Annotated in this window: 20 protein-coding genes; 9 read left to right on the plus strand and 11 right to left on the minus strand. The window is 70.3% G+C overall.

Annotated elements, in window-relative coordinates; genetic code table 11:
- Positions 1–316: 316 nt before the first annotated feature.
- From J8N05_RS43105 to J8N05_RS43125, 5 genes are all read right to left on the minus strand, one after another.
- Entirely contained in the window at positions 317–562 is a 246-nt protein-coding gene (locus J8N05_RS43105; protein ID WP_210892991.1) for a DUF5133 domain-containing protein, read from the minus strand.
- Positions 563–775: 213 nt separating this feature from the next.
- Positions 776–2,230, minus strand: a complete 1,455-nt coding sequence (locus J8N05_RS43110) for a GH1 family beta-glucosidase (protein ID WP_210892993.1) — start codon at positions 2,228–2,230, stop codon at positions 776–778.
- A 90-nt stretch (positions 2,231–2,320) separates the two neighbouring features.
- On the minus strand, positions 2,321–3,265 hold the full coding sequence (locus J8N05_RS43115) for a carbohydrate ABC transporter permease (RefSeq protein ID WP_210892994.1): 945 nt from the start codon (positions 3,263–3,265) through the stop codon (positions 2,321–2,323).
- A 13-nt stretch (positions 3,266–3,278) separates the two neighbouring features.
- Entirely contained in the window at positions 3,279–4,268 is a 990-nt protein-coding gene (locus tag J8N05_RS43120; protein ID WP_210892996.1) for a carbohydrate ABC transporter permease, read from the minus strand.
- 230 nt (positions 4,269–4,498) lie between these two features.
- The gene (locus J8N05_RS43125; RefSeq protein WP_210892999.1) at positions 4,499–5,812 is read right to left on the minus strand and encodes an ABC transporter substrate-binding protein; all 1,314 of its coding nucleotides are present in this window, start codon (positions 5,810–5,812) and stop codon (positions 4,499–4,501) included.
- A 283-nt stretch (positions 5,813–6,095) separates the two neighbouring features.
- On the opposite strand from J8N05_RS43125, the gene J8N05_RS43130 reads away from it, so the two are divergent.
- On the plus strand, positions 6,096–7,112 hold the full coding sequence (locus J8N05_RS43130) for a LacI family DNA-binding transcriptional regulator (RefSeq protein WP_210893001.1): 1,017 nt from the start codon (positions 6,096–6,098) through the stop codon (positions 7,110–7,112).
- A 108-nt stretch (positions 7,113–7,220) separates the two neighbouring features.
- Here J8N05_RS43130 and J8N05_RS43135 read toward each other — a convergent pair whose 3' ends face one another.
- Complete coding sequence (locus J8N05_RS43135) at positions 7,221–8,210, minus strand: TIGR01777 family oxidoreductase (RefSeq protein WP_210893003.1); 990 nt, start codon at positions 8,208–8,210, stop codon at positions 7,221–7,223.
- A gap of 307 nt (positions 8,211–8,517) precedes the next feature.
- Here J8N05_RS43135 and J8N05_RS43140 point away from each other — a divergent pair, with 307 nt between their 5' ends.
- Together J8N05_RS43140 and J8N05_RS43145 are read left to right on the plus strand one after the other, a co-directional pair.
- Entirely contained in the window at positions 8,518–9,567 is a 1,050-nt protein-coding gene (locus J8N05_RS43140; RefSeq protein ID WP_210893006.1) for an alpha/beta hydrolase, read from the plus strand.
- A 133-nt stretch (positions 9,568–9,700) separates the two neighbouring features.
- On the plus strand, positions 9,701–10,501 hold the full coding sequence (locus J8N05_RS43145) for a LolA-like protein (protein ID WP_210893008.1): 801 nt from the start codon (positions 9,701–9,703) through the stop codon (positions 10,499–10,501).
- A 36-nt stretch (positions 10,502–10,537) separates the two neighbouring features.
- On the opposite strand, the gene J8N05_RS43150 is transcribed toward J8N05_RS43145, so the two are convergent.
- The gene (locus J8N05_RS43150; RefSeq protein ID WP_210893009.1) at positions 10,538–11,065 is read right to left on the minus strand and encodes a DinB family protein; all 528 of its coding nucleotides are present in this window, start codon (positions 11,063–11,065) and stop codon (positions 10,538–10,540) included.
- 47 nt (positions 11,066–11,112) lie between these two features.
- Entirely contained in the window at positions 11,113–11,898 is a 786-nt protein-coding gene (locus J8N05_RS43155; protein WP_210893010.1) for an alpha/beta fold hydrolase, read from the minus strand.
- A 92-nt stretch (positions 11,899–11,990) separates the two neighbouring features.
- Here J8N05_RS43155 and J8N05_RS43160 point away from each other — a divergent pair, with 92 nt between their 5' ends.
- From J8N05_RS43160 to J8N05_RS43185, 6 genes are all read left to right on the plus strand, one after another.
- The gene (locus J8N05_RS43160) at positions 11,991–12,848 is read left to right on the plus strand and encodes a helix-turn-helix domain-containing protein (RefSeq protein WP_210893012.1); all 858 of its coding nucleotides are present in this window, start codon (positions 11,991–11,993) and stop codon (positions 12,846–12,848) included.
- A 97-nt stretch (positions 12,849–12,945) separates the two neighbouring features.
- Positions 12,946–13,791 (plus strand): MIP/aquaporin family protein, encoded by an 846-nt coding sequence (locus J8N05_RS43165; protein ID WP_210893014.1) that lies wholly within the window; start codon positions 12,946–12,948, stop codon positions 13,789–13,791.
- A 27-nt stretch (positions 13,792–13,818) separates the two neighbouring features.
- Positions 13,819–15,336 carry a glycerol kinase GlpK gene (gene glpK / locus J8N05_RS43170; protein WP_210893017.1) on the plus strand — a complete coding sequence of 506 codons (1,518 nt, stop codon included), beginning with the start codon at positions 13,819–13,821 and terminating at the stop codon, positions 15,334–15,336.
- A gap of 343 nt (positions 15,337–15,679) precedes the next feature.
- The gene (locus J8N05_RS43175; RefSeq protein ID WP_247706930.1) at positions 15,680–18,805 is read left to right on the plus strand and encodes an AfsR/SARP family transcriptional regulator; all 3,126 of its coding nucleotides are present in this window, start codon (positions 15,680–15,682) and stop codon (positions 18,803–18,805) included.
- 337 nt (positions 18,806–19,142) lie between these two features.
- Positions 19,143–20,084 (plus strand): TauD/TfdA dioxygenase family protein, encoded by a 942-nt coding sequence (locus J8N05_RS43180; protein WP_210893019.1) that lies wholly within the window; start codon positions 19,143–19,145, stop codon positions 20,082–20,084.
- 232 nt (positions 20,085–20,316) lie between these two features.
- Positions 20,317–22,683 carry an AbfB domain-containing protein gene (locus J8N05_RS43185; protein ID WP_210893021.1) on the plus strand — a complete coding sequence of 789 codons (2,367 nt, stop codon included), beginning with the start codon at positions 20,317–20,319 and terminating at the stop codon, positions 22,681–22,683.
- A gap of 61 nt (positions 22,684–22,744) precedes the next feature.
- Here the strand turns inward: J8N05_RS43185 and J8N05_RS43190 are convergent, their stop codons facing one another.
- From J8N05_RS43190 to J8N05_RS43200, 3 genes are all read right to left on the minus strand, one after another.
- Complete coding sequence (locus J8N05_RS43190) at positions 22,745–23,443, minus strand: LamG domain-containing protein (protein ID WP_210893023.1); 699 nt, start codon at positions 23,441–23,443, stop codon at positions 22,745–22,747.
- Positions 23,444–23,631: 188 nt separating this feature from the next.
- Positions 23,632–24,837 carry a PP2C family protein-serine/threonine phosphatase gene (locus J8N05_RS43195; RefSeq protein WP_210893025.1) on the minus strand — a complete coding sequence of 402 codons (1,206 nt, stop codon included), beginning with the start codon at positions 24,835–24,837 and terminating at the stop codon, positions 23,632–23,634.
- Positions 24,834–26,441, minus strand: a complete 1,608-nt coding sequence (locus tag J8N05_RS43200) for a sensor histidine kinase (protein WP_210893027.1) — start codon at positions 26,439–26,441, stop codon at positions 24,834–24,836. The genes J8N05_RS43195 and J8N05_RS43200 overlap by 4 nt, the downstream gene beginning before the upstream one ends.
- Between the last annotated feature and the right edge of the window lie 91 nt (positions 26,442–26,532).

Here is a 26,532-nt window from a genome sequence, read left to right on the forward strand (position 1 = left end):
GTGGTGGGCGGTGGCAGGTACCCGTGCTGACAGCCCGCAGGGTCACCGCGCCGCTCGGCTCCCGGACCCCGCGCCGCTCATCGGAACAGGCAGAACGGCCGCGAGACGGCCGGGGTCCTCAGATCCTCGCAGCGGACACCGGGGCCCCGGCATTTCGTCCTCCCCCGTCCTCGGAGCGATTCCCGCTCGCTCCGACAGGGGGAGGACAAACCGGCGCGGGGACACCTACGGATGGGGAGCCGCTGTGCCCCCGCGTCGGCACGGCCCGTCACCGGGCCCCGTCCTCACCCGGCCGGTGCCTCACGCCTCTTCGGCCTTACGCGGCCAGCGTCTCGTCCTCCTGCACCACGCCCTCTCGGGCGGTGCGGTACTGCTCGATCAGCAGGTCGGCCGTACGCAGGGCCTCTTCCGCGGTGCGTGAGGCGGTCATGACGCAGAGCGTGTAGGTGACGTTCTCCAGTGCGCGGCTGGTGCGGCCGGTGGGGCGCACGTCGTGCTCGATCCGCACCTCCGCGAACCGGGCCAGGACCGTACGCAGTTCCTTCTCCGCCGGCACCATCATGGTGATTCCTCTCCCACACACAGCACAGCTCGCACGTGGGCAGACGCCACCGCGAGAATCCGGACCTCATCAGTGGCGTCGTTGTCACTGGGCGACACCGAAGGTGTCGGGTACACCTCGGGTGCCCCGTCCCGGTGCGTCCATGCCTGCGCATGCCTCACTTCCGTCGCACGGGTCAGCGCGGTCCGGGCGCGCGTGCGAGGGCGGACCGGCTCAGCGCTCGCCCCCTCCGTCCGGCAGGAGGCCGGTGCGGGCCACGTCGGCGTACCATCGCGCGCTGGCCTTGGGGATGCGCCTGCCGGTCGGATAGTCGACGTAGACGGCGCCGAAGCGCTTGCTGTAGCCGTAGCCCCACTCGAAGTTGTCCAGCAGGGACCACAGGAAGTAGCCCCGTACGTCGACGCCGTCCTTGATCGCCCGGTGCACCGCGGACAGATGGCCGCGCAGGTAGGCGATACGCTCGGGGTCGACCACCTCGCCCTCCGGGTTCACGTAGTCGTCGAACGCCGCCCCGTTCTCGGTGATCATCAAGGGCATGGCGGGGAAGTCCGCCTTGAGGCGCAGCAGCAGGTCGTACAGGCCGCTGGGGTCGACCGCCCAGCCCATCGCGGTCGTGCTGCCCTCAGGACGGTGGAAGGCGACTTCGGCCCCCGGCCAGGGGCTGTGCTCGCTCTGCCCGTGCCCGTCGGAGCCGTGGCTGGCCCCAGCCGTGGCGGCGGAGACGAGGGTGGGCGTGTAGTAGTTGACGCCCAGGAAGTCCAGCGGCTGGTGGATCTCGGCGAGGTCGCCGTCCCGCACGAAGGACCAGTCGGTGAGGCCGGCCGTGTCCTGGAGGAGGTCCTGCGGGTACCGGCCCTCCAACTGCGGTCCGGTGAAGACCCGGTTGGCCAGCGCGTCGATCCGGCGGGCCGCGTCCACGTCCTCGGCGGACTCGGTCAGCGCCCGGACGTGGTGGATGTTGAGCGTGATGGACGCCCGCGCGGAGGACGGGAGTTCGGCGCGCAGTGCCTGTACGGCCTTGCCGTGGGCGAGGTTGAGGTGGTGCGCCGCGCGCAGGGCGGCCACCGGGTCGGTGCGGCCGGGGGCGTGCACACCGGAGCCGTAGCCGAGGAAGGCGCTGCACCAGGGCTCGTTGAGGGTGGTCCAGGTCTTCACCCGGTCCCCCAGCGCGCGGGCCGCGAGGGTCGCGTAGTCGGCGAACCGGTCGGCGGTGACGCGCTCCGGCCAGCCGCCCGCGTCCTCCAGGTGCTGCGGCAGGTCCCAGTGGTAGAGGGTGACGACCGGTTCGATGCCCTTCTCCAGCAGGGCGTCGGTCAGGGCGCGGTAGAAGTCGAGCCCCTTCTGGACGGCCGGGCCGCGGCCTGTCGGCTGCACCCGTGACCACGACAGGGAGAACCGGTAGGCGCTCACCCCGAGGTCGGCCATGATCTCGACGTCCTCGCGCCAGCGGTGGTAGTGGTCGGTGGCCACGTCACCGGTGTCGCCGTTGCGCACCCTGCCGGGCGTGTGCGAGTAGGTGTCCCAGATCGAGGGGGTGCGTCCGTCCGCGGTGGCGGCGCCCTCGATCTGGTAGGCGGCGGTCGCCGTGCCCCAGGTGAAGTTCTGCGGGAACCGGACGGCGGTGGAGTCTTCCGGGGTGGGCGCGACGCGTCGGGTAACGGTGGTCACGTGAGTCCTTCCAGAGTGCTGCGGGACGGGAGGGGTGGAGCGAGGACGTGCACGCCGGAGGACCCCGGCACCGCGGGGACGGCGGGTCGGTCATCCCTTGACCGCTCCCTGCATGATGCCGCCGACGATCTGACGGCCGAAGACGACGAACATGGCGAGCAGGGGCAGTGTGCCGAGGAGGGCGCCGGCCATGATCAGCGACTGGTCGCGCACGTATCCCGCGCTCAGCTGAGTCAGGGCGACGGGCACGGTCGGGTTGGACATGTCGAGCACGATGAACGGCCAGAAGAAGTCGTTCCAGGCGTGCACGAACGTGATCATGAAAAGGACGGCCATGGGCGCCCGTGCGATCGGCAGCACGATGCTCCAGAAGATGCGCAGGGAGTGCGCGCCGTCCACCCGGCCGGCCTCGACGAGTTCGTCGGGCAGCGCCTCGCTCAGATACTGCCGCATGAAGAACACCCCGACGGCGCTGACGAGCGTGGGGAAGATGACGGCGGGCAACTGCTGGCCCCAGCCCAGCTCGGTCATCATCATGAACAGTGGTACGACGCCGAGTTGGGGCGGCACCATCATCGTGCCGATCACGAGCATCAGCAGGATGTTGCGGCCCTTGAAACGGAGTTTCGCGAAGGCGAAACCGGCGAGGGTGGCGAACAGCACCGTGGACAGGGCGATCACACCGGCCACGATCAGGCTGTTCAGCATGGCCTTGCCCAGCGCGGCGTCCTGCCAGGCCTTGCCGAGGTTGTCCAGCAGGTGAGGGCCGGGCAGGAACGGCGGGGGCGTCTGGGTGACGCGCGTGTTGTCGGTCGAGGCCGCCACCATCGTCCAGTAGAGCGGGAAGAGGGAGAAGAGCGCCGCGATCCCCAGCAGGATGTAGGCGAGGGGGCCCGCGTGATGCTGACGTCCGGCACCTGGGTGCCGGAACAGCTGCCGGCTCCGGCCGCCGGGCGGGGCGTTCTTGCGTGTCTTCTTCTGTACGGTCCCGGGGCGTGCGTCCGCCGTCTCGACCGGGATGCTGTCTGTGGTCATGGGGGTCTCCCGGTCAGGCCCTGCGCGCCAGGACGCGCTTGACGAGTCGTTGGACGACGAAGAGGACGATGAGCAGCAGGAACATCGCCCAGGCGACCGTGGCGGCCCGGCCCATCTGGTAGTTCTTCCAGCCCTCCTCGTACAGGAGCAGTCCCAGGGTCTGGTACTGGTTGTCCGCTCCCCCGGTGATGCCGTTCGGGCCCTGGCCGAAGATCAGGGGCTCACCGAAGAGCTGGGTGGCGCCGATCGTGGACAGGACGATGGTGAACACGATGGTGGAACGGATTCCGGGAACGGTGACCTTGAGGAACTGCTGCCAGCGCGAGGCCCCGTCGATGGCCGCGGCCTCGTAGCGGTCGCGCGGGATCGCCTGCATCGCCGCGAGGTAGAGCAGGGCGTTGTAGCCGGTCCAGCGCCAGATGACGATCGTCGAAATGGCCGTCTGCGCGGCCCACTTGTTGTTCTCGAAGTCGATGTTGTCGATGCCGACCAGGCTCAGCATCCAGTTGATCATGCCGAAGTCGCGTTCGAAGAGCATCGTGAACACGAGGGCCGCAGCGCCCACCGAGGTGGCGTACGGGGTGAGGGCGGCGACACGGAAGAACGTCGAGCCCCGCAGCTGGTAGTTGAGCAGGTGCGCGAGACCGAGCGCCATCATCAGCTGCGGCACGGTCGACAGGACACCGATGGTGAACGTGTTGAGCAGCGCGTTCCAGAACCGGTCGTCGTCCCACAGAGCCGTGTAGTTGTCGAAGCCGACCCACTCCATGACGTTCAGGGTCGACAGTTCGACGCGGTGCAGCGAGATCCACGAGGTGTAGACGAGCGGGTAGAAGCTGAAGGCCGCGAAGACGACGAAGAACGGGGCGACGAAGGCGTACGGGGCGCCGCGCACGTCGAGGCGGTGGAGCAGCGTACTGCGGCGCTCGGCGCCGGAACCGGACCCGTCCGGCGCGGCGGTGCCGGGCGCACCGTCTGGGGGTGTCGAGGTGGAGATGGCCACCGGAAGGCGTCCTTCCTGGAGGGTGGGAGCGGGGGTGGTGCTCGGGGGTGACGAGGAGGCAAGGCCCGGCGGCCCGTACGGGCCTTCCATGGGACGCCGGGCACTGCTACGGAAGCGTCAACGGGCGGTGAGTCGTGCACTGCGGGCCGTCCGTCGGCCAAGGGCCCCAGGCTGTCGAGCCCTGAGCCGTGGGCCCTGGCCGAGTGGGCCGTGGGCGAAGGGAGCCCAGGTCAGCCCGCGGCCTTCTCGATGCGCTTGTCCGTGGTCTTCCACGCCTCGTTCGGGCTCTTGTTCTGCGCCTCGATCAAGGTCAGACCCTGCGAGAAGATGTCCTTGATCGTGCCGTCCTTGCGGCCGAGCACCTGCTCGTCGGGGATCTCCTTGGCCGCCGCGCCGAAGATCTGCCCGATGGGCGCACCGGCGAAGTAGTCGGACTTGGCGTCGACTACTTCGGGCATCTCCAGCGCCGTCTGCGACGACGGGAAGTTGCCGATCTCCTTGAACAGGTAGGCCTGCTGCTCGGGAGCGGTCAGCCAGGCCACGAGTTCCTGCGCCTCCTTCTTGACCGGGCTCTTCTCCATCACCCCGAGGAAGGACCCGCCCCAGTTGGCGCCCTGGGGTGCCTTGGCCACGTCCCACTTGCCCTTGTTCTTCGGTCCGGCCTTCTCGCTGATGTGCGCGAGCATCCACGCCGGGCAGACGGTGGAGGCGAAGGTGCTGTTGGCCAGACCGGGGTCCCAGCCGGGCTGGAACTGGCGGAGCTTGGCGGTCAGATCGGACGTGGCCGCCTCGGAGGCCAGCTTCCAGGCGTCCTTCACGACAGGGTTCGTCTCGTAGATGAGCTTGCCCTGCTTGTCGTAGAACTGCTGGGAGTTGCCGTAGATCATGGCGTTGAACAGTCCGCTGGAGCTGTCCATGAAGGCGACCTTGTCGTCCTTGGACTCGGCCTTGAACTTCTTGCCCGCCGCCACGTACTTCGACCAGTCGCCCTCCCACAGCTTGGCGACCTTCTCGCGGTCGGTGGGCAGACCGGCCTGCTCGAACAGGTCCTTGCGGTAACAGACGGCCATCGGGCCGATGTCGGTGCCGAGCCCGATGACCTTCTTGTCCGAGGTGGTCACCTGGCTCTGCTTCCACGGAAGGAAGTGGTCCGTCCCGGGCGCGCCGGCCAGGTCGACGAACTTGTCCTGCTGCGTGTCGGACAGCTCCTTGGCCCTACCAATTTCTATGCCCTGGATGTCCTTCAGCCCGCTGCCGGCCGCCAAGTGGGTCTGCAGCGCGGTGTAGTACGTCTGCTCGTCGCCCGCGACGTCCGCCTTGATGACGACATCCGGGTGCTCCTTCATGTACTTGTCGAGGAGGCCGGTCTCCTTGAAGCCCATGACGCCGAACAGGCCCATGGTGATGGTGGTCTTGCCGTCCTTCTTCCCCCCACCGGTCCCCCCGCTGTCACTGCCTCCGCAGCCCACGACCAGGCCGAGAGCCGACACAACCGATACGGCGGCCACGGCTCGTGTACGCAACTTCTTTCGGACCTTGCCCATTTCGTCCTCCTAGCGGCGGCGCTGACGCACCGGAGTTCGAGCCCCGCGGTCCGCTCCGCAGGCCCGATTTGTCCGGTGGGTACGTTCCCAAACGTCGATGGGAACGTGCCCACTCGGTGGCCCAGAGCGTGGCCGCCGTCACAGGGTCCTGTCAAGAAGTTGAAACCACTTCGTTGCCGGAAGATGTCGTGCGGCCCCGCCCGGGCCCTTCGGGCGCTCTTCGCGGGTCTGGCACAATGCGCAGGTGGCAGCCGCTGGGGCGGCGCGTGGGCGAGGAGGCGACATGCGGGGCGGACAGCGTCCGACCATCAAGACCGTGGCCGCGCGCGCCGGTGTCGGACGCACCACGGTTTCACGAGTCATCAACGGCTCGGAGCTGGTCAGCGAGAAGGCCAGGGCCGCCGTGCTCGCCGCCATCGCCGAGCTGAACTACGTGCCGAACTCGGTCGCCAGGGGCCTGGTGACGAGCCGGACGAACTCCGTGGCACTGGTGATCCCCGAGTCGGAGAGCAGGCTGGGCTCCGAGCCGTACTTCTCGGCGGTCATCCGCGGGGTCAGCACCGCTCTGGCGAAGACCCGCACCCAGCTCCAACTGGTCCTCGTCCGCGACCAGGCGGAACGGGACCAGCTCACCGAGTCGGTGGCGGAACGCCGGGTCGACGGGGTCCTGCTGGTCTCGGTGCACGAACACGACCCACTGCCGGGCCTGCTGGAGGACATGGGGCTGCCCACGGTGCTCGCCGGGCGCCGCTCCCCCGACGAGTCGCTCAGCCATGTGCACTCCGACAACGCGGGCGGAGCCGCGACGGCCGTCGGCCATCTGCTCGCGCAGGGGCGGCGGACCATCGCCACGATCAGCGGCCCCCTCGACATGGACGTGGCACGCAGCCGGCTCCAGGGGTGGCGTGAGGCCCTTGAGAAGGCGGGGCACGAAGCCACGGACCGGCTGGTGGCCTCCGGCGACTTCACCGAGGAGGGCGGCGAGGCCGCGATGCGTTCACTCCTTGAACAAGTCCCGGCGCTCGACGCCGTGTTCGTCGCCTCGGACGTGATGGCCGCGGGGGCGCTGGTGGAGTTGCGCAGGCAACGGCGCGCCGTGCCCGACGACGTGGCGGTGGTCGGCTTCGACGACTCCATCATCGCCCGGCACACCAACCCGCCGCTCACCAGTGTGCGCCAGCCGGTCGAGGAGATCGGCGAGACGATCGCGCGCCTGCTCCTGGAGGAGATCGGCAACCCCGAGGAGCCGCGCAGGCAGGTCGTGCTTCCCACGGAACTCGTCGTGCGCGAATCGTCCTGAGCCGGGGGTTCGTGCGGTGCATGCGGTCCGTACGGACCGTGCAGTCCGTACGGTCCGTGCGGTCCGTGCAGTCCATGTGCTCAACGCGAAGGACCCCCTACCGCCCGCTCAGCAGGTCGGCGTCGGCTTGCTCACCAGGTCGGCGTCGCGGCCGGCACGCCGGTGCCTGGCCCGCTCGACGAGAGAAACGGCGGCACTCCCCCACTCAGGATGTGCGAACGCGAACCCGGCCTCGTCCAGCCGACCCGGCACTACCCGGCGGCTCTTGAGCAGCAGTTCCGTGTCCGAGCGCAGCGCGAACGCCCCCAGCTCGGCCATCCGGCGCGTCGCCGGCAGCCCCACCGGGACACGCCACGCGGTGCGCAGCGCCCGCATGAAGTCGCGGTGCGGAAGTGGTCCGGGCGAGGCGAGGTTCACCGGTCCCTCGATGTCGTCCCGGTCGATCAGGAACTCCACCGCGCGCACGAAGTCCTCGTCATGGATCCAGGAGACGTACTGCGCGCCGCCCGCCACCGGCCCGCCCAGTCCGAGGCGCACGAGCCGCGACAGTACGTGGAAGACGCCACCCCGGTCCGGACTCATGACCATCGCCGCACGCAGGGCCACTTTGCGGGTCGCGGGTGTCGGCGCCTCGGTCTGCGCCCGCTCCCAGTTCTTCGCGATCTCGACGCTGTACGCCCAGTAGTCCGGCACCCCGGTCTCCGAACCGCCGATCACCCCGGTCGCCTCGTCGTTCGCCGCGTCGAAACTGTGGGCGTAGACCGTCGCCGTACTCATCTGCAGCCAGACGCGCGGTGGTCGTGCCGCGGCGGCGATCGCCTCGCCGACCACGCGCGCCGAGTCCACTCGGGAGTCCATCATGGCGCGCAGGTTCTCCTCGGTGTACCGGCAGGAGACGCTGCGTCCGGCCAGGTTGATGACGACATCGCAGCCGTCGACCGCCTCGGCCCAGGGTCCGAGCGTGGTCCCGTCCCAGCGGATGTCGTGGGCCCTCGACGGGTTCCGGGTGACCACCGTGACCTCATGTCCGGCCGCGGTCAGCGCACGGTCGAGAATCGCGCCCACCTGTCCGGTTCCCCCGGGCAGCACTACCTTCATCGAACACCCCCTCGGCTTCGTTCGACGACAGCGTATCCCGCATTTTTGAACATGTTCAACTAGGAGTCGGGGTGAGCTGTGGGCTTCGCGGCCCCGACCTGCCCGGTTGCTGGTTTCCTGGACTCATGATCTGTGTGACATCGCCGCTCGGCCCAGGCGCAAGCACAGGCGCAGGCCTTCGCACCGGTATATGCGTCAGCGCCGATATGTGCGTCAGCAACGCATCCTGCGTCGGAGCTGTACCGGACTCAGGTCGACGGCTCGGCGGGGCCCAGGTGCGTCGTTTCGGTCGCCAGGGGCGCACGTCATGACAGGGCGTCAGGGCCCTGCGGCCTCCGAGCAGGTCGACGCGAGCATCGTCGGCTCCGTGCGACCGGCCCCGCCGCTCGATGCCGAACTGGCCGCCGCTCTGGCCGCCTTGGGTGACCTGTCCGGGGCCCGGCTCACCGCGGAGAACCTCGCCGTCCAGCGGGCCCGGGACACGGCGAGCAGGCCCCGGCCCACCGCGGACGAGCTGCGGGCCGACGGCCGCTTCTCCGTCGAGGAGCTGAGCGTGCCCGGTACGGAGAACCGGCCGGACGTGACGCTCGTGTACGCGCGGCCCGCCGACGCCACCGGACCGCTGCCGGTCCTGTACTACCTCCACGGCGGCGGGATGATCATGGGCAACGCATGGTCCGTGCTGCCGAGGATCCTCCGCGACTGGTCCGGCCCGCTCGGCCTGGCGGTCGTGTCCGTGGAGTACCGGCTCGCTCCGGAGACGCCCTACCCGGGACCGCTGGAGGACTGTCACGCGGGCCTCCTGTGGACCGTGGACCGGGCGGACGCGCTCGGGATCGACGCCGGGCGCGTGGTCATCGGGGGCAAGAGCGCCGGGGGCGGGCTCGCCGCGGCTCTGACGCTGCTCAACCGGGACCGGGGCGACGGGCCGGCACCCGTCGGGCAGCTCCTGCTGTGCCCGATGCTCGACGACCGCCTCGACAGTCCCTCCGCCCACCAGTTGGCCGGCGTCGGTCTGTGGGACAGGGCCTCGACCGCCGTCGCCTGGCAGGCCTACCTGGGAGACGGGTACGGCGCGTCCGATCTGCCGCCCTATGCCGCCCCGGCCCGCGCCACCGATCTCGGCGGACTGCCGCCGACCTACATCGACGTCGGCTCGGCGGAGACCTTCCGTGACGAGAACGTCGACTACGCCCACGGGATCTGGCGGGCCGGCGGCGACGCCGAACTGCACGTCTGGCCCGGCGCGTTCCACGGCTTCGACTCCGTCGCCCCGGCCGCGGCACTCTCCCGCGAGGCCCGCGACGCCCGAACCCGGTGGCTCGGCCGCATACTCGGACGGGCCCGCCCGCAATGAGGCGGAGCATGCGCCCCCTCTCCGCGCAGTGTGCCGCAGCCGAAAATCGCGTGCCGCGGCACCGGTCGCGTGCGAAGATCTCCAGGCCCTAGCGGGCCCCACCCCACCGCAGTGACGATTTCCCGGAGAGCCGATGCGCCACGCCCACCTCCTCTCCACCGCCGTCCTCCTGCTCTGCACCGCCTGTTCCGGCGGCGCGGGCGGTGACGGCGACACGGGAGAGAGCGCGAAGAAGGCCGCGGCCGACGCGGCGGCCGTACGCGCCGCGATCGCGAGGACGAGCGCGGCCAGCGCCCGCGTGGACGAGACGATCGAGATGCGGTCCACCGACAGCCCCAGGACGTACGTGTTCGCGATCGCCGGCGCCTTCGACCTCGGGGATGACAGGGGCCGGCTCACGGTGGACCTTGAGGACAGCGGCATGGACACCGTCGAGGAGGTCTTCGTCGGTGACACGGTCTATGTCCGGGGCTCGCGGGCTGTGGACGAGGACAAGTGGGCCGCGGCCGACCGGAGCGAGGCCCAGACCCGTTACTTCCTGCGGTCCCCGCTGAACGACCCCGAGCATCTGCTCCGCCAGATGAAGGCGATGCGGCAGGTGTCGAACGAGGGCGAGGAGCGGGTGAACGACGCTCCGGCGGTGCACTACCGGGGCACGATCGACCACGCCACGGCGACGCTCCGGATGACGACGAGGACCAGACAGGGTCTGGACGAGGTGCGCGAGAAACTGGGCGACGACGTGCCTGTCTACGCGGATGTGTGGGTCGACGGGAAGGGGCGCGCGGTCCAGGTCAGGCTGTCCTACTTCGGCGGTATGAAGGCCGTGACGACGATGACGCTGTCGGACTTCGGGACGCCGGTGAAGGCCGAGGCGCCGCCGGACGACGAGATCGTCCCCGTGACGGCGGGCGAGGACGTCATGCTGGCCTGAGCGGCGGCTCGGACGCCGGTGCCCGGTCGGCGTCCGTCAGGTGCCGGTGACTCCGTCGACCCCCTCCCGGATGAGGTCGGCATGACCGTTGTGACGCGCGTATTCCTCGATCATGTGCACCAGGATCCAGCGCAACGAGACTCCCTGATCGCCGACGTGTTCCGCGTCCTGTTCCGACAGGCGGCCGGAGTCGTCCAGGGTCGCGTCGGCGATCAGCTCACGGCCCCGGGCGATCTCCGCCTGCCAGACGGCGGTGACCTCGGCCAGTCCCCGGCCCGGTTCAAGGGCGAAGCCGTCGTGATTGCCCCGTCCGAAGACAGGTGGCACGTCCTGTCCCGCGAAGATGCGTTGGAACCAGTTGCGCTCCACCTCGGCCAGGTGCTGGACGAGGCCGAGCAGTGTCATCGACGACGGCGCCGCCGCTGCCCGTCGTAACTGATCGTCCTTCAGGTCCGCACACTTCAGGGCGAGCGTCGCACGGTGGAAGTCCAACCAGGCTTCCAGCATGGCGCGTTCACCGGCATGGGCGGGCGGGACGGGTCGTCCGTCCGGGGTCGTATGCATGGGCCCACCCTCGCAGGGGCTGCCCGCGTCCCACAGCCCTGTGCCGGTCAGGAAACGGGTGCGAAGGCGACGATCGCCTCGACCAGGCCGGCCGGGGCTTCCAGCGGGATCAGGTGACCCGTGTGCGGGAGCACCACGAAGTCGGCTTCGGAAAGGTAGGGCAGCAGGTTGTCGCGGAGCACGTCGACGGGTTCGACCCGGTCGTTCTCTCCGGCGACGACGAGGGTGGGGACACCGATCCGGCGGGTGTGCCCGGTGATGTCCTCCGCGATCCCCCGCAGCGGCCACTCCGTGCGGGCGTCGTCGGCACTCGCACGGGAGTCGGTCACGATCCGCGACTTGATCGACGCGGGCAGCTCGGTCGCCGTCAGGACGTGGTCCCGTGCGCCGGCGACGGACTCGTCGGAGTCGTAGGCGTGGGACAGGCCCTCCCGGTACTCGGGAGTGATCTCCGCGGCGGGCCTCGCCGGACCGGGACCGACCAGGACGAGCCCGCGAAGGCCGGCGGGCCGGGTCGCCGCGATCAGTTGTGCGACCTTGCCGCCCATGGAGTGGCCGACGAGGACGAAGTCGGTGACGCCCGCGTCGGCGAGCACGGCGAGCGTGTCGTCGGCGAGCCGCCGGAGCGTGTACGGGCCGGGCAGAGCGCTTGAGCGGCTCCATCCACGGAAGTCGAGAGTGAGCAGGTCGTGCCCCACGAGGCGGTCGACGACGAGATCCCAGGTGCGGGCGGAACCACCCCAGTAGTGCAGGAACACCAGGGTCGGTCCGGTCCCGGAGCGGTGGTCGTAAACGGGCAGCGGTGTCGGCAGCGTCTGGGGTGTACGGGTCATCGCGACTTCCTCGATCAGTGTGCTGAGCTCTTCTTCCTGCATCGATTGAAGCTCCGTGGCCGCTCCAGGACATCGGCACGACCGGTCGTCCCATGGTGGAAACTGGACACGTGCGTGTGATCCGGCAGATGACCTATCAGCCCATCGGGGGCGACGGCGGCGCCGTCGAGACGATGACGGTCGACCGCCTGCGCGAGCTCAACGACGGCGGCACACAACGCGCCGACTTCCATGTCCTGGCTCTCGTCGACGCCGGGCGGGGAGCCGTCACGGTCGACTTCCTGCGGCATCCGCTCGGGGAGCGGTCCGCGGTGTGGGTCGCTCCCGGCGCGGTGCACCGATGGGACGACATCGCGGATGTGGCAGGGCACGTCGTGCTGTTCACGCCGACCGCGCCGGTCACCCGTGCCACGCGCGAACTCGTCGCGTCCGCGGACCGGGTCGCGCGGTGGCGCGTTCCCGACGCCGACTGGCCGTTCGTCGACGCCGCGCGGAGACATCTCCTCCTCGAAGCGTCCGCCCCGCCCGAAGACAGGGCGACCGAACTGCCCGAGATCCTGCTCTCCGCGCTCGTCGCCCGGCTGCGGCCGCCGCACGGTGGGACGGGGGCGACGAATCCGACGTTCCGGCTGTTCAGGTCCGGCGTCGAAGCTCACTTCCGGGAGCATCACGACGCCGCGTACTACGCCCGGGCGCTGGGCTACGCGCCCCGCACGCTTTCGAGGGCGGTGCAGCAGGCCACCGGTCGCACCGCGAAGGCGTACATCGTCGACCGGATCGTCCTGGAGGCCCGGCGGCTCCTCGCCCACGACCGGCTCACGTCGGCCGGTTGTGCGCGCGCACTCGGCTTCCCCGACGCGTCCAACTTCTCGGTGTTCTTCCTCAACGCGACGGGTGTCCGCCCGGGTGCGTGGCAGGCGATGACCGCCATCGACCGATCGAGCACCTGAAATGCCCTGATATGCACTTTCCGGTGAACCGTCCTAGCCTGACGGATATCGCTCGGGGCGGTCGACGGCCGGTACAGCCGGCGGAGGGTGAGCTTCCATGGCTGAGCGACGTATACGGTCCGGTCTGGTCGGCGAGTTGTCGGCCGAGTTCGCGGGCACCCTGATCCTCATCCTCTTCGGATGCGGTGTGGTGGCCCAGGTGTCCGCGGGAGGCGCTCTCACCGATCCCGCCGGTGGCCTGGGTGACCACGACAGCATCGCCTGGGCATGGGGCCTGGGTGTCACCCTGGGCGTCTATGTGGCGGCGAGGCTGAGCGGCGCCCACCTCAATCCCGCGGTGACCGTCGCACTCGCGGCGTTCAAGGGCTTCCCGTGGCGCAAGGTGGCTCCCTACGCGCTGGCCCAGACGGCCGGCGCCTTCGTGGCCGCGCTCCTCGTCCGCTGGAACTACAGCGAGGCGCTGGCGAAGGCCGACCCCGGACACACCATCAAGACGCAAGGCGTGTTCTCGACGCTGCCCGGCAACGGCAACCCCGCCCTCCCCGTCCACGAGTGGGGCGCGTTCCGTGACCAGGTCATCGGCACCGCCATCCTGCTGCTGCTGATCATGGCCATCACGGACATGCTGAACACACCGCCGGGCGCGAACCTGGGCCCGTTCGTCATCGGCCTGGTCGTCGTCGCGATCGGTATGGCCTGGGGGACGAACGCGGGGTACGCCATCAACCCGGCCCGTGACTTCGGACCGCGGCTGGCCAGCTTCTTCACCGGATACGGCGGAGCGTGGCGGGATCAGTACGGGAACCTGTACTTCTGGGTGCCGATCATCGGCCCGCTGGTCGGCGGCCTGCTCGGCGCCGGTCTGTACAAGGTCTTCATCAGCCGCTTCCTGCCGTCCGCGGAACCCGAGCCGCCGGGACGCGTCCCGGCATCCAAGGACTGACCCGACCGGCCGGAGAGGCGGAAACCCATGGCGGACTTCATCGGCGCGGTGGACCAGGGAACCACCAGCACCCGATTCATGATCTTCGACCACAGCGGCAACGAGGTGGCGAAGCACCAACTGGAGCACGAACAGATCCTGCCGCGGTCGGGCTGGGTGGAGCACGACCCGGTGGAGATCTGGGAGCGCACCAACTCGGTGATCCAGAACGCCCTGCGCCACGGCGGCCTGTCGGGGACCGACCTGGCCGCGATCGGCATCACCAACCAGCGCGAGACCACGGTGGTCTGGGATCCGCGCAACGGCCGCCCGTACTACAACGCCATCGTGTGGCAGGACACCCGCACCGACAAGATCGCGGCGGCCCTGGAACGCTCGGGGCAGGGCGACGTCATCCGCCGCAAGGCCGGGCTGCCGCCGGCCACGTACTTCTCCGGGGGCAAGATCCAGTGGATCCTGGAGAACGTCGACGGCGTACGCGAGGCGGCGGAGCAGGGCCATGCCCTGTTCGGCAACACCGACGCGTGGGTCCTGTGGAACCTCACCGGCGGGCCCGACGGCGGTATCCACGCCACCGACGTGACCAACGCCAGCCGCACCATGCTGATGAACCTGGAGACCCTCGACTGGGACGACGAACTGCTGGGCTTCTTCGGCGTCCCGCGGGCCATGCTGCCGGCCATCAAGCCCTCGTCGCACCCGGAGGCGTACGGCGTCACCCGCGCCTCCCGGCCGCTGCGCGCGGCCGTTCCCATCGGGGGCGTCCTCGGCGACCAGCAGGCGGCGACCGTCGGACAGGTCTGCTTCGCGCCGGGCGAGGCGAAGAACACCTACGGCACGGGCAACTTCCTGGTGCTCAACACCGGCACGGAGCTGGTCCGCTCCGAGCACGGGCTGCTGACCACCGTCGCGTACAGGTTCGGTGACGAGCCGGTGGTCTACGCGCTCGAAGGCTCCATCGCGGTGACCGGCTCCGCGGTGCAGTGGCTGCGCGACCAGATGAAGATCATCAAGACCGCCGCCGACAGCGAGGAGCTGGCCCGCAGCGTCGAGGACAACGGCGGGATGTACTTCGTGCCCGCCTTCTCCGGGCTATTCGCGCCCTACTGGCGCTCCGACGCGCGCGGGGCGATCGTCGGTCTCGCCCGGTACAACGACAACGCGCACCTGGCGCGGGCGACGCTGGAGGCCATCTGCTACCAGAGCCGGGACGTCGTGGATGCCATGGAACAGGACTCCGGGGTCCACCTCGACGTGCTCAAGGTCGACGGCGGGGTCACCGCCAACGACCTCTGCATGCAGATCCAGGCCGACATCCTGGGCGTGCCCGTGAGCCGTCCCGTCGTCGCCGAGACGACCGCGCTGGGCGCCGCGTACGCGGCGGGTCTTGCCACCGGATTCTGGCGGGACACCGACGAACTGCGCACCCACTGGAACGAGTCGAAGCGCTGGGAGCCGCAGTGGTCCGACGACCGGCGCGCGGAGGGCTACGACGGGTGGAAGAGGGCCGTGGAACGCACCCTCGACTGGGTACGCGTCCCCTGACGGCACACATGCGCGGAGCGCGGCACCGGCTGTGTCCGGTGCCCCGCTCCGCCGCCGCTGACCCCCGTTGACAGCGGCGACGGGCGAAGCCCCACAACAGGTTCCGTGCCGAACCTGCGGCTGATCCGGTTGACCGTCCCGGCGCGAAGGGGGGTCCGATCGCCGGGCCGGCCAACCGGCTGTTCGAAGACTGCAAGAGGAACCTTGTGAAAACCTTGCCGGGCTCGGGCGAACCTAGATCACGGGGCGTACCGGAACCATCACCATGACGGCACCACCGGCCTCCCATGTGTGGAATCCTGGGCAAGATCGGGGGAGTTCGTGAACGACAGAGCGGCCGATCGTGGGTGGGGACGTGGATCTTCGATTACTGGGCTCGTTGGAACTGTGGGCCGACGGCCGTCATATCGAGCTGGGACAGCCCAGGCAGCGCATGGTCCTTGCCGCGCTGGCGGCCAACGCGGGCCGGTTGATGACGGTGGACGCCCTGGTGGACCGGGTGTGGGACGACACCCCTCCCGACACGGCCCGTTCGACGCTGTACTCCCATGTGAGCCGGGTCCGGCGTGTGCTGGACGAGGCGGCGCGCGGTGAGGACGGGACGGCGGACCGTCCGTCGATCCAACTGGCCCGGGTGTCGGGCGGCTACCTGCTGCGGGCGGCGGACGACAGCATCGACCTCCTTCGTTTCAGGGCGCTGGTGGCCCGGGCCCGTGAGCTGCGTCCGGACGACGCCGAGTGCGGCCGGCTGCTGCGCGACGCCCTCGATCTGTGGCGGGGCTCGCCGCTGGCCGACCTGCCGGGCGCCTGGGCCGAGCGGACCCGGACGGCCTGGCTGAACGAACGGCTCGAAGCCGCCCTCCACTGGGCCCGGGCCGAGACCGCGACGGGCCATGCCTCGCAGGCGATCGGCCGGATAAGGGCCCTGTCCGACGAGTTCCCCCTGGCGGAACCGCTGGCCGCCCTGCTCGTCAGATCCCTGGCCCAGGCGGGCCGGACCGCCGAGGCGCTGGACCACTACGCCGAGGTCCGCCGCCGACTGGCCGACGAGCTGGGTTCGGTCCCCGGGGTGGAACTGCGCACCGCCTACAAGGAGGCCCTGCGCGACCGCCCCCTGCCCGCAGGCGGCACGGAGTCGGGACCCGCTCCGGGCGGCACACGGACCTCACCCTCCCGGCCCGCGCAACTGCCCTTCGACGTACGCGCGTTCACCGGCCGCAGGGAACAACTGGACGAACTCTCGCAGCACTTGCTCGCCACCGACGAGGGGGCCGACGCCACCAACACGGTCGTGGTGTCCGCCGTGTCCGGCACCGCCGGAGTCGGCAAGACCGCCCTCGCCGTCCACTGGTCCCACCGGATCCGCGAGCAGTTCCCCGACGGCCAGCTCTACGCGGACCTGCGCGGCTACGACACGGACGAACCGGTGCCCGCGGCCGACGTCCTCACCGGCTTCCTCGTGGCCCTCGGAGTCCCGGGCCCGGAGATCCCGCTGCGCCTCGACGACCGTTCCGCCCGCTACCGCACCGAGCTGAGCGAGCGCCGCATGCTCGTCGTGCTCGACAACGCCTCGTCCAGCGAGCAGATACGCCCGCTCCTGCCCGGCGCGAGCCGCTGCAGGACCGTGGTGACGAGCAGGGACGTCCTCAGCTCCCTGGTGTCCCTGCACGGCGCCCACCGGCTCGTGCTCGACGTGCTCCCCCTGGAGGACGCCGTACGCCTGCTGAGCAGGCTCATCGGCCCCCGGGCCACGGCCGAACCACAGGCCGCGGCCGTCCTCGCCGAACAGTGCGGACGGCTCCCCCTCGCCCTGCGCATCGCCGCGGAGCTGGCGCTCGCCCGTCCCGCGTCGCCCCTGAGCGCCCTCACCGCCGAACTGGACGACCGGCGCGGCCGGCTGGAACTGCTGGACTCGGACGACGATCCCCGGGCGGCCGTACGTGCCGTCTTCTCCTGGTCCTACGACCGCCTGCCCCCCGAGGCCGCCGCCGCCTTCCGGCTGCTCGGCCTGCACCCGGGACCCGATGTGGACGCGTACGCGGCGGCCGCCCTGTGCGGACGCCCCGTCGACGACACCCGGCGGACACTGGAGCTGCTGGCCCGCAGCCATCTCATCCAGCCCACCCGCGCCGGCCGCTACGGCATGCACGACCTGCTGCGGGTGTACGCGGCCTGGCAGGCCGAACGACACGACGGGCCGGCCGACCGCGAGACGGCGCTCGACCGTCTCCTGACCCACTATCTCGCGGCGTCCTGCGCCGCCATGGACGTGCTGTTCCCGGCCGAGAGACATCTGCGGCCCCGGATCCCGGCGCCCCGGACCGAGCTGCCGCCGTTTCCCGAAGAGGCCCACGCCAAGGAGTGGCTGGCGGCCGAGCACGCCGTGCTCACGGCCGTCACCGCGACCGAGGCCGGGCGCGGCAGGGCCGAGCACGCCGTCGGCCTGTCCACCACGCTCCACCGCCACTTCGACAGCCGTGGACTGTTCACCGACGCACTCGTCATCCACGGCAACGCCCTGCGTGCCGCCCGCGCGGCGGGCGACCGGCGGGGCGAGGCCGAGGTGCGCACCTGTCTCGGCACCACCCACCGACGGCTGGCGCAGTACGACGAAGCGGTCCGGCACCACACGGAGTCGCTCGCCCTGTGCCGGCGGATCGGACTGCCGGTGACCGAGGCCCGCAATCTCACCAACCTCGGTGTCCTGCACGAACTGCGCGGACAGTACCGCGAGGCCGCCGAGCGGCACGGCGAGGCGGTCGTCCTCTTCCGGAAGGTCGGGGACATCGGCGGCGAGGCCGACACGCTCAACAACCTCGGCATCGTGCACGAACTGCTCGACGACTACGAGACCTCCGCCGAACAGCACCGGCAGGCGCTCGCCCTCTTCCGCTCCCTCGGTCATGCCTTCGGTGAGGCCAGCGCGCTGGGCAACCTCGGCATCGTGCTGTCCCGGCTCGACCAGCACGCGACGGCGGCCGAGCACTTCGAGCAGGCCCTCGCCCTGTTCCGGCGGCTCGGCCACCGCGGGGGCGAGGCGCACGCCCTCAGCAATCTCGGTGACGCCCACAACCGCCTCGGCCACCACCGGGAGGCGGCCACCCGACAGAGGGAGGCGCTCGCCCTGTTCCAGCGGACCGGCGAGCGGTACGGCGAAGCGGGCAGCCTCAACGGTCTCGGCGAGGCCCTGCACGGCTCGGGCACACCGGACGAGGCCGCGACCGCACACCGTGCCGCCCTCGCCCTGGCCATGGAGATCGAGGAGAAGGAGGAGCAGGCCCGGGCCCACATCGGCCTGGCCCGCATCCACCAGGACCGCGACGACCTGCCGACGGCCCGAGGGCACTGGCAGGACGCGCTCGCCCTGTACAGCGCCATCGGCTCACCGCGCGCCGCGGGCGTGAGCGAGTCACTGGCCGCGCTGGAGGCACGACAGCAGCAGGACACGCACAGTCCCGACTGCGCCTGAGCCGGTCCGTGGGCCCCGCGGCCCACGGACCGTACAGGTGTCCGTTGACAGCATCGAGGGCTCCTCCCACAATGATCAGCATGACCTGGCACTGTTGCGGCACGATGACGGGGCCTCTGCGCGCCCCGAATCGGACCGGCTGCGAGCGCTCCGGCCTCTAGCGGGTTCCTCCCCCAGGCCGAGCCGTGAGGCTCGCCGCGCCGCAGTCCACGTCGTGCTGGTCGACTCTCCGACTCTCCTCACGTCTCGTGGCTGCTGCCCTCCCGCACTTCCGCATTCCTGCACTTCCGCACTCCTGCCATCGAGCTGTCGAGCCATGCGAACGAGGAGCATTTCCATGACCGTGACCATTCCGCAGGCCGGCGTACCGACGCTGCGTGAGGCCCGCGTGCCGACGGGCGGCATCTACGAGGGCGCCCGTGAGCTGCGGCGCCTGCCCGAGGGCGGGTCCGACCGCCCCTACGATCTCTTCGAACTCGTCCCTCAGGCGGCCACGATCGGCGCGGAGATACGAGGCGTCGATCTCTCACGACCGCTGGACCCCGCCCTGCGCGAGGAGCTCGACCGGGCGCTGCTGGAGTGGAAGGTGCTCTTCTTCCGCGCCCAGCACCTCACCTCCGAGCAGCAGAGCGGCTTCGCCCGCAACTGGGGCGAGCTGGAGACCAATCCCCTGCTCGCCCGCGGCTCCAGCGCCGACGTGGTGCGCTTCGACAAGAGGGCCGGCGCCACACCGACCTTCGAGAACGTGTGGCACGCGGACGTCACCTTCCGGGAGCGGCCCGCGCTCGGTGCCGTGCTCCAGCTGCGCGAGGTGCCGCCCTTCGGCGGAGACACCATGTGGGCGGACATGGCCGTCGCGTACGACAACCTCTCGCAGGAGGTGAAGAACCGTATCGACGGGGCCACGGCCGTGCACGACTTCATCCCCGGCTTCGCCCGCTTCTACGGCCCCGAGCGGCTCGCCCCGTTCCAGGACGCCTTCCCGCCCGTGGAGCACCCGGTCGTGCGCACGCATCCGGAGACCGGCAGGAAGCTGCTGTTCGTGAACACCTCCTTCACCACCCGTATCACCGGCCTGCCCCGCGAGGAGAGCGACCAGCTGCTGCGCCACCTCGTACAGCAGGCGCATGTTCCGGAGTACCAGGTGCGTTTCCGCTGGCAGGCCGGGGACGTCGCCTTCTGGGACAACCGTGCCACCCAGCACTACGCGGTGAACGACTACGGCTCGCACCGCCGCGTGGCGGAACGCGTCGCCATCGCCGGCGACCGCCCGTTCTGAGGCGGGAGAGCGCCCGTACCGAGCACGTCACCCGGCCCTTGGACCAGGACGGTCCAGGGGCCGGTGCCGTGGCTCTTCCGAAATGTTCTTGTCATGTACCTGTACAGACCTTCGGTGTCGTGCTGTCATGCCAACCATCACCCTTTCCAACGTTGTACAGGCTGGGAAGCCGAGCCGCCAGCCTTCTCTCCGTACGTGTACGTCCTTGCCCCACGACACCCAAGGAGTCACGATGCGCAGCACCACCCCGGACCCGCGCCCCTGGGCAGTCTGGCTGAGACGGCGGGCGAGGCGGATCACCACCGTGCTCGCCACCCTCGCGCTGGTCTGCACGGCCGCCCTGACCGCCACGGGCACCGTGCAGGCCGCACCGGCCGCGTGGACGCCCAAGCCCTCTCCCATGACGACCCCGTGGACCAACCAGGTATCGGTGGACAATCCGCTGCCGGAGTACCCGCGTCCGCAGCTCACCCGTCCCGACTGGGCCAATCTCAACGGCATCTGGGACTTCGCGGTCACCTCGGCGGACGCGGGCCAGCCCGCGTCGTTCTCCGAGCAGATCCGGGTGCCGTTCGTCGCCGAGTCGGCGCTGTCCGGTATCCAGCGCAAGATCACCCAGAACGACAAGCTCTGGTACAAGCGCACCTTCACGGTCCCGGCCGGCTGGAACGGCCGCCGCGTGCAGCTCAACTTCGGTGCCAGCGACTGGCGTACGACGGTCTGGGTCAACGGCAGCCAGGCCGGCGCCACGCACAGCGGGGGCTACGACTCCTTCTCGTACGACATCACCGGTCTGCTCAACGGCGGCACCAACACGATCGTCGTGTCCGTCTGGGACCCCAGTCAGACGGGCATCGGGGCGGTCGGCAAGCAGCGCATCAGCGACGTGGCGCCGCACCCCGGGGGCGGCATCTTCTACACCGCGGCTTCCGGCATCTGGCAGACGGTGTGGCTGGAACCGACGGCGGCGGCGCACATCACGCGTCTTGACATGGTGCCCGACCTCACGAACAACACCCTCAAGGTCACCGTCAGGGGCGACGGAATCTCCGGGCAGAGCGCCCGGGTGACCGTGTCCTCCGGCTCGACCACGGTGGGCACGGCGACCGGCGCGGTCGGCGGCACGATCACCGTGGCCATCCCGAATCCGCATCTGTGGACCCCCGAGGATCCGTTCCTGTACGACGTGAAGGCCGATCTGCTCTCCGGTTCGACCGTCGTCGACTCCGTCGGCGGCTACAGCGGGATGCGTTCCGTGGGGGTCGCACGGGTCGACGGCGTCCTGCGTCCCGTCCTCAACGGCAAGTTCGTCTTCCAGACCGGCACGCTCGACCAGGGCTACTGGCCGGACGGCATCTACACCGCGCCGACCGACGACGCCCTCAAGTACGACCTGCAGAAGCACAAGGACCTCGGCTTCAACATGGTGCGCAAGCACATCAAGGTCGAGCCGCAGCGCTGGTTCTACTGGGCGGACAAGCTGGGGCTGCTGGTCTGGCAGGACATGCCCGCGATGGACACCCGCACCCCCGACAGCGCCGCCCGCACCCAGTGGGAGGCCGAGTACGACCGGATCATCGACCAGCACCGCAGCTCGCCTTCGCTGGTGATGTGGGTCGACCAGAACGAGGGCTGGGGGCAGTACGACCAGGCCCGGATCGCCGACCACGTGAAGGCGTACGACCCTTCACGGCTGGTGAACAACATGAGCGGCATCAACTGCTGCGGCGCGGTCGACGGCGGCAACGGCGACGTCCTGGACCACCACGTCTACGTCGGGCCCGGCACGACCGTGCCCAGTGCCACCCGCGCCGCCGTTCTCGGTGAGTACGGCGGTCTGGGCTTCAAGGTCTCCGGCCACGAGTGGTATCCGGGCGGCGGCTTCAGTTACGAGGACCAGGCGGACCAGGCCCATCTCAACAACCGCTTCGTGGGACTCCTCGACGCGCTGCGCGAGGTGCGGATGCCCGCCGGACTCTCGGCCTCCGTCTACACGGAGATCACCGACGTGGAGAACGAGGCGAACGGCCTCCTCACCTATGACCGGCAGGTCGTCAAGGTGGACGCGGCCCGCGTGCAGGCCGCCAACCGCGCCCTCATCGACGCCTCCCGGGCCACGACCTCCCCGGTCGTCCTGCCCGCGAACCAGTACAAGTCCCTGCGGGTGACCACGTCCGGCTACACGGACCGCTATCTGCGGCACCGGGACGGGGCCGCCTACACCGACGTGGTCGACGCGAACAGCGCGGCCCTGCTCAAGAACGACGCCACCTGGAAGATCGTGCCGGGCCTCGCGAACAGCGCCTGCTACTCCTTCGAGTCGCGCAACTACCCCGGTCAGTATCTGCGGCACCGTGAGTACCGCGTCTACAAGGAGTCGGGCAGCGGAGCCCTGTTCAACGCCGACGCGACCTTCTGTGCCGTGCGCGGCGCGAACGGCGGCGTCCGGTTGTCCGCGTCCAACTTCCCCGAGCAGTATCTGCGGCACTACAACGCCGAGTTGTGGCTGGCCACCCCGGGTGGCTCCCATGCCTGGGACAACCCCGGCTCCTTCACCGAGGACACCACCTGGGCCGTCGAAGCACCCTGGGCCCCCTGACCGCTGACCGCGCGCGGGGGACGGCAGCCGCCGGGCCGCCGTCCCCCGCCCTCTCTTCCGCTCACAGGTCCGCCCGCTCCTCCGCCTCGGCCGCCCGGGGCGACACCACGGTCGGACGGCGCACGGTCAGGCTCTCCACGGCGAACGACATCTCCTTGGTCCCGGCCGCGGGACGAGGGTGGTAACGCCCGGCGCTCACCGACAGGTTGACGATGAGGTAGGCGTGCCAGCCCTTCCCCACCCCGCGCCTGTCGGCGAAGATCCGTGTGCCGTTGAGCCACCAGATCACCGAACGGGCGCCGAACTCCACCCGCAGGTCGACATGGCCACCGGGGCGCACGGCCTCATCGTGGTGATAGAGGTTCCCGCCGCGCACGTGGTTGGAGAATTCCAGCAGGTCGGGGTTGTCGGGGTGGTACTCGAACACGTCGATCTCCTGGCCCCCGTCCCGCCAGGTCCAGATGGCCGGCCAGGCCCCCACTTCGACGGGCAGGCGCACGCGCGCCTCCAGCACGTCCCCCGCGCGCACCATGAAGTCGTCCTCGCTCCCCTCGGTGGTGAGCAGGCCCGCACTCCACAGGCCGTCCTTGCGGCGCGTGGCCCGGAACGTGCCGGTGCGGGAGTACGCCGGGTCGGAGACCAGGTAGTCCAGCTTGTTGTCGGTCGGATTGACCGGACCGCCCTCGGGATAGGCCCAGGAGCGGCCGGCCACCCACTGCCTTCGCGAACTGAAATCGGCTGTGAAGACGACGTCGGACACAGTCCGGCTCCTTGCGATGGAGGAAAGGGACAAATGCGCGCAGTCCGTTTCTCCCCAGTCGGTCGGCGCTCATGCGTCGGCCGGTCCCACCCGCCGTGCAAACAACCCGCCCGGGTGAACTCGCCCGTCGGACAAGGGGTCCCGGGCGGACCAGGGGCCCCGGGCGGGCAGCGGCTGTGCGCCGGGTCTCAGGGACGAGCGGGCCGGCCGCCCCAGTCGAGGCGGAGCACGGCCAGATCGTCGGAGTGCCGGCCGGCGTTCAGCGCATGGGTCTCCTTGATGAGGAGGTCCACATGGGCGGCCGGGTCCGCCGACGGCAGTCTGCGTATCAGCGCGAGCAGCCCTTCGACGCCGAGCCGCTCCTCCTTCGTCCCGTTGTGGCCTTCGGTGAGGCCGTCGGTGTAGAGGGTCAGCGCGCCGGTGGCCGGGAGCGGGACGACCGTGGAGGGCCAGCTGTGGACCCCGGGGAAGATACCCAGCGCGATGCCGTGCGCGGCGGTCACCTCCCAGGTCCCCTCGGGTGAGGTGAGAAGGGGCTCGTGGTGGCCCGCGAGGTGGAGGGTCGCGGTGGCGGCCTCCTGGTCCAGGGTGAGCAGGGTGCAGGTCGCGAACAGCTGCTGGCTGCCGCGTTCGGCCATGAGTATGCGTTCCATCAGATGCAGCAGGTCGTCCCCGCGATGCCCGCCGAGCACGAGGGAGCGCCAGGCGATGCGCAGGCAGACACCGAGCGCGGCGGCGTCGGGGCCGTGGCCGCTGACGTCTCCGACGACGGCGTGCAGCAGCCCGTCGTCCCCCTCGACCACATCGAGGAAGTCCCCGCCGAGCAGGGCCATCGTGGCGCCGGGCAGGTAGCGGGACGTCACCCTGATCATGGAGGTGTCGAGGATCGGCTGCGGCAGCAGACCGCGTTCCAGACGGGCGTTCTCCTCGGCCCGCAGTTGCGCGGCCTGGGCCGCGGCGCTCGCGCGCTCGGTCTGGCTCCGGTAGACGGCGTAGCGCAGCGTCCGCTGCAGGAGGTCGGCTTCGACCTTTCCCTTGACGAGGTAGTCCTGGGCTCCGGCCGCCATGGCGTCGGTGCCCGCCCGGTCCTCGGACAGCCCGGTGAGGACGATCACCGCGGTGTGCGGGGCGATCCCTCGGACGGCGGTGACCGCGTCGATGCCCGACACGTCGGGCAGGTGCAGATCGAGGAAGATGCAGTCGATCGGGCTGCCGGCGAGTTCGGCGCGCGCCTCGGCCAGCGTGGTCCGGATGGTCAGCTCGAATCCCAGTCCGGTGTCGTACAGGAGTTCCTCGACCAGCAGCGCGTCGCCCGGGTCGTCCTCTATCAGGAGGATGCGGTACATCGGCTTGTCGGAGGCCGCGCCCGGGGCGGCCGTCGTGGGTCCGGTCATCGTGCCTGCTCCGCCTCCGCGCGGGTGGCCTCGGGGGTGGTGTCCTCGCCGGGGCTCTCCGGCGGCCGGGGCGCGAGCGTGAAGACGATGCGGGCGCCGTCGTGGTAGGCCGGGTCGACGGCGATGGTGCCGCCGTGGAACTCGACGATCTTCTTGCACATCGCGAGGCCGATCCCGCTGCCCGAGTAGGTGTCCTTGGTGTGCAGCCGCTGGAAGATCACGAAGATCTTGTCGGCGTACTCCGGTGCGATTCCGATGCCGTTGTCGGTGACGGTGAACCGCCACAGGTCGCCTTCCCGGTCCGCCGTGACGTGGATCTTCGGCGCCTCGCCCGGGCGCCGGAACTTGACGGCGTTGCCGATCAGGTTCTGCCAGAGCATGCCCAGCTGGGTGGGGTCCGCGACCAGGGTCGGCAGCGGGTCGTGGGTGATCGTCGCGCCGGCCTCCTCGATGCCGACGCTCATCGTGGACAGGGTCCTCTCCAGCACGTCGTCCAGGTCGACGCCCTGGTGGGCGTTGTGGAGCCGTCCGACCCGGGAGAAGTCGAGCAGGTCGTTGATGAGGATCTGCATGCGGTTCGCCCCGTCGACCGCGAAGTCGATGTACTGGTCGGCCCGGCTGTCGAGCTGCCCCCCGTAGCGCCGCTGGAGGAGCTGGGTGAAGCTGGAGACCTTGCGCAGCGGCTCCTGCAGGTCGTGGGAGGCCACGTACGCGAACTGTTCCAGCTCGGCGTTGGAGCGCTGGAGGTCCGCGGTCTGCGCGTCCAGCCGCAGCCGGGTCTCCTCACTGACGGCCAGTTCCCGTACGAGCCGCCGGCGCATGAAGTCGATCTCACCGCTCAGGCGCCGAAGGTCCGCGGGGCCGGTGGGAGTGATGGGGTGGTCGAAGTCGCCGCCGGAGATGGCACGGGCGTCCGCGCCGAGCTGCTCCAGGGGCCTGTTGATACCGCGCCGCAGCCCTTCGAAGATCAACGCCGTGAGGACGACGATGAGCACCGCGATGGCGCTGAACACCCAGTTCCGCAGGGCCATCGTGGACATCAGGTCGTCCCTGGCCTGTACCCGGTCCGCGCGCAGCCGTTCCTGCTGCCTGTCGAGGGCCTCGCGGACGTCGTCGAACAGGTCCTTGCCCTCCGCGGCCCGTGCGGTGGCCAGCGGCGAGGGCACGCCGGACGGCGCGGCGGCGACGGGCCGGGCGAACCTCTCCTGCCATGTCGTCACGGCGTCCTGCACGGTCTTGAGGTCCTTCAGACGTGCGGAGTCGCCCCGGAGCAGTTCGGTGAGCTGCTTGCGGTTCGTCTCCTGTTCCTCGACCCCCTGCTCGTAAGGGGTGACGAACCCCTTCTTGCCGGTGAGCCCGTAGCCGCGGATCCCGGTCTCCTGGTTGAGCACGGCTGCTTCCAGGCGGACCGCGACGGTGAACGCGGGAGACCGGACATCCACGAGATCACGGCTGATCGACTCGGTCCGCCCCAGGACGTAGGCGCCCGCCACCCCGAGCACGGCCAGAACCACCAGGGACGCGGCCACCCCTACACGAAGCCACCGCCTGGTCGTCCACGCGGAAAGCCCTCGCGTACGCGATTGCCTCTCATCGCCGGTCATTCTGTGGGCTCCTCGCTGTGAGCATCGCCTTGCTTGTGTGGCCAGCACACTTTAGAGGGCGACAACCCTTGTTGTCGCGGGCCTCCTCGGG

Origin of the sequence: Streptomyces liliiviolaceus (assembly GCF_018070025.1) — a bacterium.
Classification (GTDB): domain Bacteria; phylum Actinomycetota; class Actinomycetes; order Streptomycetales; family Streptomycetaceae; genus Streptomyces; species Streptomyces liliiviolaceus.